This window comes from Halalkalicoccus sp. CGA53, from assembly GCF_036429475.1.
GTDB lineage: Archaea > Halobacteriota > Halobacteria > Halobacteriales > Halalkalicoccaceae > Natronorarus > Natronorarus salvus.
The window spans coordinates 355,096-368,386 of record NZ_CP144125.1 but is presented as its reverse complement, the minus strand read 5'-3'; the positions used below and the strand labels follow the sequence as shown (position 1 = coordinate 368,386).

Annotated in this window: 10 protein-coding genes and 1 tRNA gene; 5 read left to right on the top strand and 6 right to left on the bottom strand. The window is 66.2% G+C overall.

The genetic code is table 11. The features are described from left to right. Positions 1 to 66: 66 nt before the first annotated feature. The gene (locus tag V2L32_RS03140) at positions 67 to 3,159 is read right to left on the bottom strand and encodes an adenosylcobalamin-dependent ribonucleoside-diphosphate reductase (RefSeq protein WP_331235006.1); all 3,093 of its coding nucleotides are present in this window, start codon (positions 3,157 to 3,159) and stop codon (positions 67 to 69) included. 438 nt (positions 3,160 to 3,597) lie between these two features. On the opposite strand from V2L32_RS03140, the gene V2L32_RS03135 reads away from it, so the two are divergent. Then, entirely contained in the window at positions 3,598 to 3,780 is a 183-nt protein-coding gene (locus V2L32_RS03135; RefSeq protein WP_331235004.1) for a hypothetical protein, read from the top strand. A 3-nt stretch (positions 3,781 to 3,783) separates the two neighbouring features. Here V2L32_RS03135 and trpG read toward each other — a convergent pair whose 3' ends face one another. The 4 genes from trpG to trpD are packed head-to-tail and all read right to left on the bottom strand — an operon-like array spanning position 3,784 to position 7,635. Beyond that, positions 3,784 to 4,380 (bottom strand): anthranilate synthase component II, encoded by a 597-nt coding sequence (gene trpG / locus V2L32_RS03130; protein WP_331235002.1) that lies wholly within the window; start codon positions 4,378 to 4,380, stop codon positions 3,784 to 3,786. Further along, complete coding sequence (gene trpE, locus V2L32_RS03125) at positions 4,377 to 5,981, bottom strand: anthranilate synthase component I (RefSeq protein WP_331235001.1); 1,605 nt, start codon at positions 5,979 to 5,981, stop codon at positions 4,377 to 4,379. The genes trpG and trpE overlap by 4 nt, the downstream gene beginning before the upstream one ends. Beyond that, positions 5,978 to 6,625, bottom strand: coding sequence for a phosphoribosylanthranilate isomerase (locus V2L32_RS03120; RefSeq protein WP_331235000.1), 648 nt, complete (start codon positions 6,623 to 6,625; stop codon positions 5,978 to 5,980). The genes trpE and V2L32_RS03120 overlap by 4 nt, the downstream gene beginning before the upstream one ends. Continuing rightward, a complete protein-coding gene (gene trpD, locus V2L32_RS03115; RefSeq protein ID WP_331234999.1) occupies positions 6,622 to 7,635 on the bottom strand; it encodes an anthranilate phosphoribosyltransferase in 1,014 nt (337 codons plus the stop codon). The genes V2L32_RS03120 and trpD overlap by 4 nt, the downstream gene beginning before the upstream one ends. 142 nt (positions 7,636 to 7,777) lie before the next feature. Here trpD and V2L32_RS03110 point away from each other — a divergent pair. The 3 genes from V2L32_RS03110 to V2L32_RS03100 all read left to right on the top strand — a co-directional run bounded on the left by V2L32_RS03110 (position 7,778) and on the right by V2L32_RS03100 (position 11,581). Further along, positions 7,778 to 7,852: transfer RNA gene (locus tag V2L32_RS03110), tRNA-Val, on the top strand. A gap of 750 nt (positions 7,853 to 8,602) precedes the next feature. After that, on the top strand, positions 8,603 to 10,717 hold the full coding sequence (locus V2L32_RS03105) for an STT3 domain-containing protein (RefSeq protein ID WP_331234998.1): 2,115 nt from the start codon (positions 8,603 to 8,605) through the stop codon (positions 10,715 to 10,717). 561 nt (positions 10,718 to 11,278) lie between these two features. Continuing rightward, on the top strand, positions 11,279 to 11,581 hold the full coding sequence (locus tag V2L32_RS03100; protein WP_331234997.1) for a hypothetical protein: 303 nt from the start codon (positions 11,279 to 11,281) through the stop codon (positions 11,579 to 11,581). A 58-nt stretch (positions 11,582 to 11,639) separates the two neighbouring features. On the opposite strand, the gene V2L32_RS03095 is transcribed toward V2L32_RS03100, so the two are convergent. After that, positions 11,640 to 11,957: a lycopene cyclase domain-containing protein gene (locus tag V2L32_RS03095; protein ID WP_331234995.1), complete on the bottom strand. Its 318-nt coding sequence runs from the start codon at positions 11,955 to 11,957 to the stop codon at positions 11,640 to 11,642. An 88-nt stretch (positions 11,958 to 12,045) separates the two neighbouring features. Here V2L32_RS03095 and V2L32_RS03090 point away from each other — a divergent pair, with 88 nt between their 5' ends. Continuing rightward, complete coding sequence (locus V2L32_RS03090; protein ID WP_331234994.1) at positions 12,046 to 13,188, top strand: CBS domain-containing protein; 1,143 nt, start codon at positions 12,046 to 12,048, stop codon at positions 13,186 to 13,188. Positions 13,189 to 13,291 lie beyond the last annotated feature (103 nt).

Genomic DNA, 13,291 nt, shown 5'->3' with positions numbered 1-13,291 from the left:
GGGGCCGGTAGTAAACGTTGATATCGACCGGGGGTCGGTCGACGGCTCCCCTGGCTCAGCGCCCGCTCAGCACTCCGACCAGCCGCAGGACTCGCACGTCTTACAGCCCTCGGAGTAGTAGAGCGTCATCGACCCGCAGTCGGGACACTCGGGGCTCTCGCCCGCGTCGATCAGGTCCTGGGTGACGTCGCGGTTCTCGTCGGCCGCCGTCGCGCCGCCGTCGGTCTCCGTCTCCTCCGGTTCGACCGCTGGACTCTTCTCGGTCGTCTCCTCGAGCGTTCGCTGCTGGGGGAACGTCCGGTCGATCTCGTCGTCGAGGTACCGCCGGAGCGCGGTCCCGAACGCGTCGGGGATCGAGTTGATCTGCTCGCCCTTGTCCCAGGCGACCTTGGGACTTCTGATCCCCTGGAGCTTGTCGACGATCTCGTACGGGTCCACGCCCGAGCGAAGCGCCACCGAGATGGTCTTCGCGAGCGCGTCGGTGAAGGAGTTGGTGAACCCGCCGGAGTGGCCGGTGTTCGCGAACAGCTCGAACGGCTCGCCCGTACCCGGATCCTCGTTTATCGTCACGTACACCTTCCCGTAGCCGGTGTCGATCCGCTGGGTGACGCCGTGGAGCTGGTCCGGTCGGGTCTTCTTCTCCGCGTACGTCCGGGGCTCGCCGAGGCCCTCGAGCTCGTCGCCGAGGACCGCCCGGACCTCCTCGTTCGAGAGGAAGCCCTCCAGCCCGCCGAAGACCTCCTCGATCCCCGCGACGAGGGTCTCCGCGGCCTCCTCCTCGTCGGCGAACTCGGCGTTGTCCGCGCGCGTGGTCAGCACCTGCTTCGAGCGCGTGCCGTCGCGGTAGACGGTGACGCCCTTCCCGTCGTTGTCGTAGATGTAGCGGTACACCTCGTCCATGTCCTCCTTGCTCGCGCTGTTCGGGAAGTTACAGGTCTTCGAGATGGCGCTGTCGACGCCGGCCTGACACGCACACTGGACCGCCGCGTGGTCCTTGCCCGTGAGATCGGCAGTCACCACGAACAGCTCCGAGATGGCGTCCGGTACCGTCGAGAGCGAGGCGACGCCGTCGAACTCGTTGGCCGCCATCTGTTCCTGGGCCTCTCGTTTGACCTCGTCGACGTCGATCCCGTTCGCTTCGAGTACCCTGAGGAAGTAGTCGTCGAACTCGACGAGCATCTCGTCGCCCTGGACGTCGTCCGAGACGTTCTTGTAGTAGGCGACGTTGTAGATCGGCTCGCAGCCACCGGTCGTGTTGCCGACCATGCTCGTCGTTCCGGTGGGGGCGATCGTCGTCGTGTTGTGGTTGCGGATCGGGTAGCCCTCCGCCCAGTCGTCGGCGCTCTCGCCCGTGTGGTGTTCGAACCACTCCCGGTACCGAGTCGGATCGGCGTACTTCGAGTCGGCCCAGTCGGCGAAGCTCCCGCGCTCCTCGGCGAGTTCGTGGCTCGTCCGTTTCGACTCGTGGTTGATGTGTGTCATCAGCTGGCGGGCGATCTCGTTTCCGGCGTCCGACCCGTAGCGCACCCCGAGCTGGATGTAGAGCTGGGCCAGCCCCATGATCCCCAGCCCGATCTTGCGCATCTCGCGTACCTTCTCCTCGATCTCCGGGATCGGGAAGTCGCTCATCGTCACGACGTCCTCCAGGAACCGGGTTCCGAGGTCGATCCGCTCGTCGAAGGTCTCCCAGTCCATCGCCTCGGCGAGGAACGCGTCGACGGCCTCCTCGTGTGTGTCGTACTCCTCGCCGTGCTCGGCGGACCAGACCCGCCAGTCCGGCGCGTCGAGCGCCGCGAGCGTCGAGAGGTTGATGTGCCCGAGGTTACACGCCTCGTACTCCTCCAACGGCTGTTCGCCACAGGGATTCGTCGCGAGGATCCGGTGGTCGGGGTGCTCCTCGACGTCGAAGGAGTGCTGTTTGTTCACCCGTTCGAGGTAGATCACGCCCGGCTCGCCGTTCTCGTAGGCTCCCGAGACGATCCGGTCCCAGATCTCGCGCGCGGGAATCGAGAACTCCTCGCCGACCTCGACGTAGCCCCCGAGACCGTAGCGGTCGTACATCTCCTTCGTCTCGGCCGTCGCGACGTGCGGTTTCTCCGTACGGGGATTCGTGAACGTGAACTCCTCGTCGGCGTAAAGCGCCTCCATGAAGTCGTCGGTGACTCCGACGGAGATGTTGAAGTTGGACAGGTGACCCTCGACGGCGTTTCTGAGGTGTTTCGGAACGCGACCGTCCTCGTCGATCAGCTCGCGCGCCTCCTCTAACGCCTCGCCGAAGGTGGTGTAGGTGTAGTCGTCGGGGTCGTTCAGGCGGAGGGTGTGCGCCAGCGAGACGTCCTTGTTCTTCGCGTGGATGAACTCGATGACGTCCGGGTGCGAAACCCGCATGACGCCCATCTGTGCCCCCCGCCGCGTACCGCCCTGCGCGATCGTCTCGCACATCTGGTCGAAGGTGCGCATGAACGTGATCGGACCGCTCGCGATCCCTCCCGTACTGCCGACCGCGTCGCCGTAGGGTCGAAGCTGCCAGAAGGCGTAGCCCATCCCGCCGCCCGACTGGAAGACCTCCGCGGCCTCCTTCGCCGTCTGGTGGATGTCGGTGAGGTCGTCGCCCGGGGAGTCGACGAAACACGCAGAGAGCTGCTGGAGTTCGTCGCCCGCGTTCATTAACGTCGGCGAGTTCGGGACGAACGAGAGCTGTTCCATCTGCTCCTGGAACCGGGCGGCGACGCCCTCGACGTGCGCTCTGATCTCCTCGGGGAGTTCGGGGACGACCGTCTCGTAGGCGAACTTCGAGACGTTCCGATCGGTGAGCGCGGTCTCCGCGTCGGAGTCGACCGTGACGCCCATCCCGAAGACCTCCGCGGCGAGTTCGTCACGGCGCGGGTGGCCCGGCTTCACCTGGTCGGGTCGAACCACGACCTCGCGGCCGAGTCGCTCGGCCTCGAAGACCGCCTCCGCGAGCGCGACGTTCTTCGCGACGCGCTCGAAGAGCTCCTCCTGGGTCTCCGTCAGATTGCCCTCCGCGTCCTTCCGGAGGTAGCGCGCGGGGAGGATGTTCTCGTAGGCGGTGGCGGTCATCCGCTCTTCCAGCGTCTCCCCGTCGGTGCGCTTGATCGGCAGGGTTATCTCCTCGGCCGAGGGGTCCGCGCGACTCACGCGCACACCTCCGTCGTCGTGTGTAGGCGGTGCAGTCGGGCGATCCTGCGACCGGCGTACTGGTGGGTCCGAATCATCTGTGACGCCGAATGCATACTGATGGGCCTCTCATAAACTTTGTTTTCTCTAATGCAAGTGTGCTTGTCTGTGATCCCTCTGGTCGGTCAGTGACCGGCCAGATGGCCGTGGCTTCGTCTGACCGTAGGTACTGGCGGGGAGGTAATAAGTCTGCTCAGAGCGGGGTGAAAGTGAAGGAGATCGGGAAGGATTCGTATCGTGGAACGAGTACGTCGATGGATGTGTGGCAGGGCGTCCATGGAAGTGCTGAATTCCGAAAACTGGGGGTCTAAGACGTGTATACTCTCGACCACTCATATCTGGAGACGGACCGCTCGCTCTAGGGAACAAGCTTATTATTTCCGATGTTTATTCGCGAGTATGTTCGACAGTTCGTCCCCGCTGGTCCTGGGAGTCGACCCGTTGCTGCTGTTAGGCGGTCTGCTGGCCGCCGCGGTGGCAATCGCGGTCACCCGGATGGTACTGAACCTCGCTTGGAAACTTGCGCTGGTCGCGAGCGTCGTCGTCGGGGCGGCCGTCGCCGCCGGGACGCTCGCTTTCTAGATATCAGACACGTCGAAGGAAGTTCGCGATCACGTCGTGGCCGACCGCCGTGAGCACGCTCTCGGGGTGGAACTGCACGCACTCGATCGGGTACTCGCGGTGGCGCACCCCCATCACGAGTTCGCTCCCCCCGTGGTCGGTCGTCGCGCTCACCTCGAAACACTCCGGTACTTCGGTCGCGATCAGCGAGTGATACCGCCCGGCCTGAAAGCCCTGTTCGAGCCCGGCGAACACCCCCTTCCCGTCGTGTTCTATCGAGAAGGCCTTGCCGTGGATCGGCTCCGGCGCGCGACCGATCGTCCCGCCGTAGGCGTAGACCGCCGCTTCGAGCCCGAGACATACCCCGAGAGTGGGAATCTCGGGACTCACCTCGCGCAGCACCGGGACCGTGACGCCGACGTCGCGGTCGTTCTCCGGGTGGCCCGGTCCCGGACTGATCACGATGGCATCCGGATCGCGGTCTCGCACGTCCGAGAGCGTCGCGGTGTTCCTGAGCACCTCGGTCTCCGCACCGTGTTCGGAGACGTACTCCACGAGGTTGTAGGTAAAGGAGTCGAAGTTGTCGACGAAGAGCACCCGCTTTCCCCGCTGGACGCTCATCGGAGCACCTCCGGGGCGTCCGCCTCGATCGCCCGCAGCGCTGCGAGCACGCCGTCCATCTTCTTCTCGGTCTCCTCGTACTCGCTACCGGGATCGCTGTCGGCGACCAGCCCCGCCCCCGCCTGAACGGTGATCCGGTCCGAGCCCTCGACATCGTGATCGACCGTCGCGGTCCGGATCACGATCGCCACGTCCGCGTCGCCGGTCCAGGAGTAGTACCCGACACCGCCGCCGTACACCCCTCGCGGTCCGCGCTCGAGCGCGTCGATGATCTCCATCGCCCGGACCTTCGGCGCGCCCGAGAGCGTTCCTGCAGGGAAGGTCGCCCGCGTCGCGTCGAAGGCGTCGCACGCCTCGCGCAGTCGACCCGTCACGGTCGACTCGATGTGCTGGACGTGGCTGTACTTGAGCACGTTCATGAACTCGTCGACGCGGACCGATCCAGGTACGGAAACCCGCCGGACGTCGTTTCGTGCGAGGTCGACGAGCATCGTGTGTTCGGCGCGTTCCTTGCCGTCCGCGAGCATCTCGCCGGCCAGCCGGCGGTCCTCGACGGGGCTCGCCCCACGGGAACAGGTGCCCGCGATCGGGTTGCTCGTCACGAGGTCCCCCCGGACGGAGACGAGCGTCTCGGGGCTCGCGCCGACGATCGAGAGGTCGTCGAAGTCGAGGACGTACATGTACGGCGAGGGGTTCACCTCGCGCAACGCCTCGTAGAGCCCGAGCGGGTCGACCTCGCCGACGAGTTCGCGCTTGCGCGAGATCACGCCCTGGTAGATGTCGCCCGCGAGGACGTGCTCTTTCGCCGCACGGACGGCGTCTTCGTACGCCTCGCGCGGATCGGCGCGCTCTTGCTCCTTCGTGAACCCGCCGGTCTGCGGCTCGTCGGCGTTCGAGAGGACCTCGGTGACGCGGTCTACCTCCTCGCGGAGACCGTCGTAGATCGCTCCGGGGTCGTCTCCCGGGAAGACCACCGGGGTGAACACGAGCGAGACCTCCTCTGCGACCTCGTCGAAGACGAGCGTCGCCGTCGTGAGGACGAACCGCGCGTCGGGCAGTGGGAGGTCCTGGGGTCGCTCGACGCCGACCTCCGAGAGGAAGAGGTCGTAGACGGCGTCGTAGGCGAGAAACCCCACGAGGCCGCCGGTGAGGAGCTGGCGCTCCGTCTCGGGGAAACCGACGAGCGGGAGGTCGGGCAGCGCCGTCGAGAGCGCGTCGAGGACGTCGCCCCCCGCGTCCGCCCGCAGCAGCTCCGACAGGCGTGGGTCGGAGAGGCTCTCGACGGTCACGGTATCGGGGTCGGCGGTCACGACCGCGTCCGGATCGTAGCCGACGAACGAGTACCGGGCGTGGCGATCCGCGGACTCCGTCGAGGGTCGGAACGCCCCGTCCGGGTCGGAAGAGGCCACCTTCTCGGCGCTCTCCAGCAGGAAGGCGTACGCCGGCTCGTCGAGATCGGACGATCGACCGGTGAGCGCCGCGTACGCCGACAGCGGCGTCGTCTCGACGTCGAGGGCGACCTCGAGGTAGGCGACGACCGGCTCGTCTCCCACCTCGTCGAACCGCTCGACGAACGCCTCCCGGCTCTCGTGGGCCCTCATTCCGCGCTCACCCTCCGTCGGGTCGCGTTCGCGACGAACCGCGCGACCGCGTCGTGATCCTTCTCCCCGCTCTCGGTTTCGACCCCGCCAGCGACGTCGACGCCGAACGGCGAGACCGTCTCGACCGCCTCGCGCACGTTCTCCGGGGTGAGTCCACCCGCGAGTACGGCGGGGGAGTCGAGCGTCTCGACGAGCGATCCGGTGGCGGTCCAGTCGTGGGTCTCGCCGGTGCCGCCCGCGCCGCTCGGATCGACCGAGTCGACGAGCAGGGCGTTGGCGACCGCGTCGAACCTCCGGGCACTTTCGGGCTCTGTCGCGTCGACCGACTTCACGACGGGAACGTGTCCTCGCACTTCTTCGACGGCCCCGGGCGCGAACGGCCCGTGGATCTGGAGGACGTCGGGTCGGGTCCGCTCGACGAGGTCGAGCGCGTCCTCTACTGACTCCGGCATCGTCACGAGTACGCCCGTGACCAGCGGTGGAACGCGGTCGAGCAACGCCTTCGCTCGCCCGGGCGAGACCTCCCGGTGAGTATCGACCGGCACCTCGGTGATGACGCCGACGGCGTCCGCACCGGCGGCGACCGAGACGTCGACGTCCTCCTCGTGGGTGTGCCCGCAGATCTTCACCCTCGGGTGGCTCATCGTCCCTCCGTCGCGAGCGGTCGACACATCTCCTCGAGGATCTCGGCCGCCCGTCCCTCGTCGATCGCGTTCGAGACTACCTCGACTCCTTCCTCCAGCGAGCACGCTTCGCCCGCGAGGTAGACGGTCGCCCCTGCGTTCGCGAGGACGATCTCGCGGCGGGCGTCGGTGATCTCGCCCTCGACGATCCCGCGCGTTGCGGCGGCGTTCTCGGTCGGGCTCCCGCCCGCCACCGAGGCGACCGGATGCGCGGAGAGCCCGAGCTCCGAGGGCGTGAGCGTGTACTCCTCCACCTCGCCGCCCGAGAGTTCGGCGACGGCCGTCTCGCCGTGGAGGCCGATCTCGTCCATCCCTTCCCCGTGGACGACGAGCGCCCGATCGACGTCCATGCGCGAGAGCGCGCGGGCGAGGACGGGTACCAGATCGGGGTCGTAGACGCCGACGAGCTGGGCCTCCGCGCCGGCGGGGTTCGTGAGCGGCCCGAGGACGTTGAACACCGTCCGCATGCCGAGCTCCTTGCGCGGGCCGATGACGGCCTTCATCGCGGGGTGGAACACCGGCGCGAGCATGAAGCCGATCCCTCTCTCTTCGATCGCTCGCTCGACCGCCGGCGGTTCGGCGTCGATCTCGACACCGAGTTCGGCGAGGACGTCGGCGCTGCCCGACGACGACGAGACCGAGTAGTTTCCGTGTTTCGCGATCGGGACCCCGGTGCCGGCCGCCACGATCGCGCTGGTCGTGGAGACGTTGATCGTGTCGTAGTCGTCCCCACCCGTTCCACAGGTGTCCACGAGCGGCTCCCTGTCCGGGTCGATCGTCCGTGCGGCCGCGCGCATCCCCTCGGCGAAGCCCGCGATCTCCGCTTCGGTCTCGCCCTTCGCCCGGAGTGCAGCGAGCAGCGCCCCGATCTGTGCCTCGGTCGCCTCCTCGAAGACCGCCGTTGCGGCCTCCCTCGCCTCCGCCTGCGAGAGGTCCTCGCCCTCCGTCACGCGCTCGATGAGTGCCTGCATAGTGAACACCAATGTACTATTTCGTCTTGGAATGTACAAATCCGTACATAGCCTTAAGCGTGTCGTCCGGCGACGCGGTCCCATTCCCCGATTCGAAAGCTTCAATTACGCGGCCGGGGTAGCGAGAGTGCGAAGAACGCGAGGGTCGGTGGTCTAGTCAGGCTATGACACCTCCTTGACATGGAGGAGACCGGCGGTTCAAATCCGCCCCGACCCATTTCCTACCGGCGCAACGCGACGAGCGTGAGCGAGTCGCCTGCGCCGGTGAAGTGGTCACGTAGGATTTGAGCCCAGTAAACGAGCGGAGCGAGTTCTCGTGGTTCACAATCCGCCCCGACCCACTTCTCGCCGCGAACAATTCAGCGGGCGGCGAATTTGGACCCGAACGGGTTAGAACCAGAGAGAGTAGCGAGCATCAGCGAGCGGAACGAGATCGGACCGTGGGTCGTCCGAGGATCAGCGGTTGGGCTGAGCGTGGTCAGGCGGGCCGTTCGCGGGTGGCGCATCCACGGGTGGAGCGTCAACCGGGGGTGCGTTCACGGGTGGAGCGTCAACCGGGGGTGCGTTCACGGGTGGAGCGTCAACCGGGGGTGCGTTCACAGGTGGAGCGTGGTCAGGAGGACCGTTTGCAGGTGGCGCATCCACGGGCGGAGCGTTCACCGGGTTTTCACCTGCCGACGAGCTCGCTCCGAACGCGTCTGCGGAGCCTGGGAAACCAACCACCACTCCAGCGACGACGATGTTGAGGGCGACGAGAGCGCCCACGAGTCGAAGTGTCATTGACATCGGGTCGTAATCTATCATATACTAACTTAAATGTTTCTGTAGAAAGATTTAAATCGCATATTCGAAACAGTCAGCGTATGAAGCCCGGAATCACGGTGACTTCCCCGTCGATGTACGCCGGACGTCGCCGTGAAACGGACCGGGAGGAACTGTCTCAAACGGACGCGAGCGTGATCGTCCGGTGATCGGTCGAATCTCGTCCGAGGATCTCGCCACCTCGCTCGCCCTCGTCACGGGACTCGCCCTCGTGGTCCTCGTTCGCGTGTGGGTTCCCTACGACGACGTGTTCCGGAACGGGGACGTCGTCCTGGCCGCAAACGATCCGTATTTCTTCCGCTACTGGGTCGAGGGACTGCTCGCGACCGACGCCAGTCCGTTCGACATGGGGGATCTCGCGGGCCTCTCCGAGGAGATCCGGACGCACAGGAACGTGCTGTTCATCGTGAGCGTGTGGGCGGCGACGGAAACTCTCGGTGGGAGCGCCCATACGGCGGGGGTAATGCTCGCCTGGTATCCGGTGGGGGCGGCGGTCGTGATGGCCGTCCTGTTGTACGTGCTCGTCGTCGACGTGACCGGGGATCGACGGATCGGGCTAATCGCGGTCGTCCTCCTCGGGCTGACGCCCGCCCACGCCTACCGGACGATGCTCGGTTTCGGTGATCACGACGCGTTCCACGCACTCTGGGTCGTCGTGACGGCCGCAGCACTCGTCCGATTGACGAGGGCCGGGACAGGGGACCGACCGTGGAGACGGACCGGGTACTGGATCACCGTCGGGACGCTCGGTGTCGGGGTTGCCGCGCTGAGCTTCGCCTGGCTCGGGGGACCGATCCTGCTCGTGCCCATCGCCGTGTTCGCACTCGGTACCGCGGTGTCGTGCGTCCGGCACGGTCGGTCTCCAGTTCTGGAGAACGGAGGGCTACTCGCCGCGCTCCTCGTGGCGTCGGTACTCTCCCTCGCTCTCCACCGGGGGCTGAACTGGGCGGAGCCGTATCGAGGGTTCGCACCTGTGCTGCTGTTCGTGCTCGTCGTCGGGATCCTCGTGGTCGGTGAACTCGCGGGTCGGATGGAACTCCCGTGGCCGGTGGTTCTGAGCGGTGCGCTCGGCGTGATCGGCGTGTGGTTCGCTGCCATCTGGACCGGGATCGGGGCGTTCGCCGCGCCGATGCATCGGTTCGTCGCGTACTTCCGCCAGTTCCCGCGGGAACCGGAGTACCGGATCGGGGAGACCGTCTCGCTGGTTGCGGACCTGCAGACGCCGGTGGTGCTGTTCGGTCTGCTTCTCTTCGTCGCGGTTCCGGTGATGGTGCTGGTTGTGTTCGAACTCCGATCCGCGCATCGGCCGGAGTGGCTCGCGGTCTCGGCGTACGCCTGGACGTTCCTCGCGCTCTCGATCGTCCAACTCCGGTTCACGGGGGTGTTCTCGGTGTTCGTCGCCGCCTTCGCCGCGGTCGGGATCCTGTACGTCGTCGGTGAGAGAGAGCCCTCCTGGGGACTGTCGCTGGGCGTCGACCGAGCCGAGGTGTCCCGGGATACGCAGGGGTTCGACGTGGTGGATGGTGTCCGGATGGCGGGTATCGTTCTCGTACTCGTCGTGCTCGTGACGGGGATCGGCGTCGCCCAGATCCCGGGGACGATGGGCCAGCTCACCGTAGACGACACGACGCACGAGACGGCGACGTGGATGGGCGAGTACTCCGCCGATCGGGGGTGGGAGTTCCCCGAGAACTACGTCTTCAGTGCGTGGGGGACCAACCGGGTGTACAACCACGTCGTCAGCGGAGAGGCCGAGTCGTACCGGTACGCCCAGCAGAACTATCGGACGTTCGTCTCCTCGTCCGATCCGGAGCGATGGCACGACGACCTGGAGGGGAGAGCCGGGTTCGTCGTCGTCGAGGACACCCGGTTCGCCTACCCGCCCGAGTCGATGCAGGTCCGTCTCAACGATCGATACGGCAGTGCGGGCGGCGGTGTCGATGGGCTCGCTCACTATCGGTTACTGTACGTCAGTGACGACGAAACGACGAAAGTCTTCACCCTCGTCCCGGGTGGGACGATCGCCGGCAACGCGACCCCGAACACGACCCTTCAGGTCGAATCCGACGTCGAGGTCGGCGACACCACGTTCACCTACCAGCGAATCGTGCGGGTGCCCTCCGACGGCAGGTACGAGGTGACGGTGCCGTATCCCGGTCGTTATACCGTCGGGTCCGAAGCCGTCCGGGTCAGCGAATCGAACGTCACGAACGGGGAGACCATCCACGCCGATCGATTCCCCCACGAAGACGACCCGTGAGCCGGTGCAGGATGTCCGCCGAGCGGGACGGTCGTCACGTCGGTGGGGTGAGCCGGCGGGAACGAAGGGCCGACAGAGGGTGTCGGCGTCACTATCGGCCGTACTCGATGGGCGGTCTGACTCCGAGAAGGACGATCGGTGGAAACCGAGTCCAGCGACAGTGCCGCCGGTTTCGGTGGGCTCCCGTCCGGACGATCGAATCGAACGGGGATTCGTCGTTTCGCTCGACGGAGGACGACGTCCTCTCGTGGACTCGACCGACGGCGGGTTGGCTATCGGAGACGGGGCCCGGGAATCGAGCGTCTCAGCGGTGGCCGTATAACTATGTAGCCCTGCATATGCGGGCACCATCCGTATCCATGTGAGGCGGTTCGATGAAGAGTGCCTGGGGAGAGCGATCGACTTCGTGGGGTGTATGTCCCCAGGCGGGCTATCCTTGGGGGTCGAACGGTAAAAGCGAGAGCGCTTCCATCGCCGACACCGTGGGTTCGCCGATCCGTCGTCGGTCGACGGCCCCTCTCTCGACAGAAGGGCTATACTCGCTCCGACCCAGGGACGTTCATGACCGACCTGGGGAGCGCCCAGATCGCCTTCCGCCTCGCGGTCGCCGTTTTCGTCATCGTCACGCCGACGCTCGCGTTCCTCGCGTTCTACCGGCTGCTCGAACGGATGCGCGACGACGACCTCGTGAACCGTCTGCTCGACGACGAGGAGTACCGACCACCGACAGCCGAGGACTACATCGCCCGGCTGACCGGCGGGCGGTCGGTGCCCGCCGAGGGCCGACTGACGCGGTGTCGGAACTGTGGCAACCCGACGCTCCCGAGCGGTGGCTGTCACTACTGCCGCTCCGACGAGTCGTGAGACGGACGGTCGGCGTCTCTTCCCGTGATCGCCGATCCAGACGGGCGATCACCGGGAATCAGCCACTGTCGTCCGCCCGAGTGCCGTGGACGTTCTCGTGGATCGCGATGACGAGCGCGGGGACGACGACGGCGAAGAGGTGTTCTTCGAGCGGGATCCCTGCGACCTCGATCCCCGTTCTGAGCTTTATCTCGAAGATCCCTACGTCGAGGGTGTACCAGTCCCAGATGTAGGCGACCGGATAGATCGCGAGCACGGAGACGGTGGCCTTGCGGAGCGCCCCCGCGCGCCGGAGCAGCGCGACCGTGATCGCCCCCCAGAGGACGATCGTCGCGAGGTAGGTGTACTTCCCGAAGACGGCGATGTTCGGCTTCACGAGCGGAGCGAGGGCGGGAGCTGTCTAAACGCTGATGATCGTCCGGACCAACGGTTTTAACCCTGGACGGCGAACCCTCGCTGTTGGTATGGATATCGTAGACATCGCGACCACGGAGTTCGTGCAGGTCGACGCCGAGGAACGCTTCGGGAAGGTCCGCGCCCGGTTCGGGTCGGAGAACCCGAAGGGGATCATCGTCACCCGCGACGACGAGTACGCGGGGATCATCACCGAACGTCAGTTGCTCCAGTCCCACGTCGAGGACAGTACCAAGGCCGCGGCGTTCATGCGCTCGGCTCCACAGATCGACATCGACACCGACGTCCGCGAGGTCGCACGGATGCTCGTCGAGGGTGGGACGATGGTCGCGCCAGTGTTCGACGGCGAGGAGCTCTACGGCTTCATCCACGCCGACGCCCTGCTCGAGGCGGTCCTCGAGAACCTCGACGCGATCACCGTCGACCAGATCTACACCGAGGAGGTCGTCTCGGTTCGAACGGACACGGGCGTCGGCCGCGCGATCAACCTGCTGCGCGAACACGGTATCTCCCGGCTGCCGGTCGTCGAGGAGGACGGTCGGCTCACCGGTGTCGTCACGATCCACGACCTCCGTGACGTCGTCGTCAGGCGGATGGACAAGGCGACCGTCGGCGACCGCGGCGGCGACTTAGAGCGAGTACTCGACATCCCGGTCAGGGACGTGATGAACAGTCCGGTGATCACCGCCACGATCGGCGAGACCGTCGACGAAACCGTCTCGCGAATGCTCGACAACGACTACTCCGGGCTGATCGTCACCCCCGACTACGACGACGGCCTCGTCGCCGGTGTCGTCACGAAGAGCGACGTGCTCCGCGCGCTCACCTTCACCGAGGAGGACCACCTCGACGTCCAGATCACGAACATCGACCTGCTGGACACGATCGAGCGCCAGGACATCCGCCGGGACATCGAGGCCGTCTGCGATAAGTACAGGCGGATGGACGTCCACCACGCCCACGTCCGCTTCCAGAAGCACAAGGAGAAACTCAGGGGCACGCCGCTGATCCAGTGTGCGATCCGGCTCCGCACGAACCGGGGGCAGGTCGCCGGCTCCGGCGAGGGCTACGGTGCGGACAACGCCTTCCACGTCGCCCTCGACAAGCTCGAACGGAACGTGATCGAGATGAAAGGCATCGAGAGCGACGAGTTCTACGAGGGCCAGCTGTTGAGAAAGCTGAACGAGCTCTAACACCTTTTTGCTCGTCGGGTTTCCTCGCTCGCGCTGGTCGCTGCGGGAACCGCTCCGAGCAAAAATCTGTTCCAAAAAGGCCGCCCGCTCGTCGCTCCGTTCC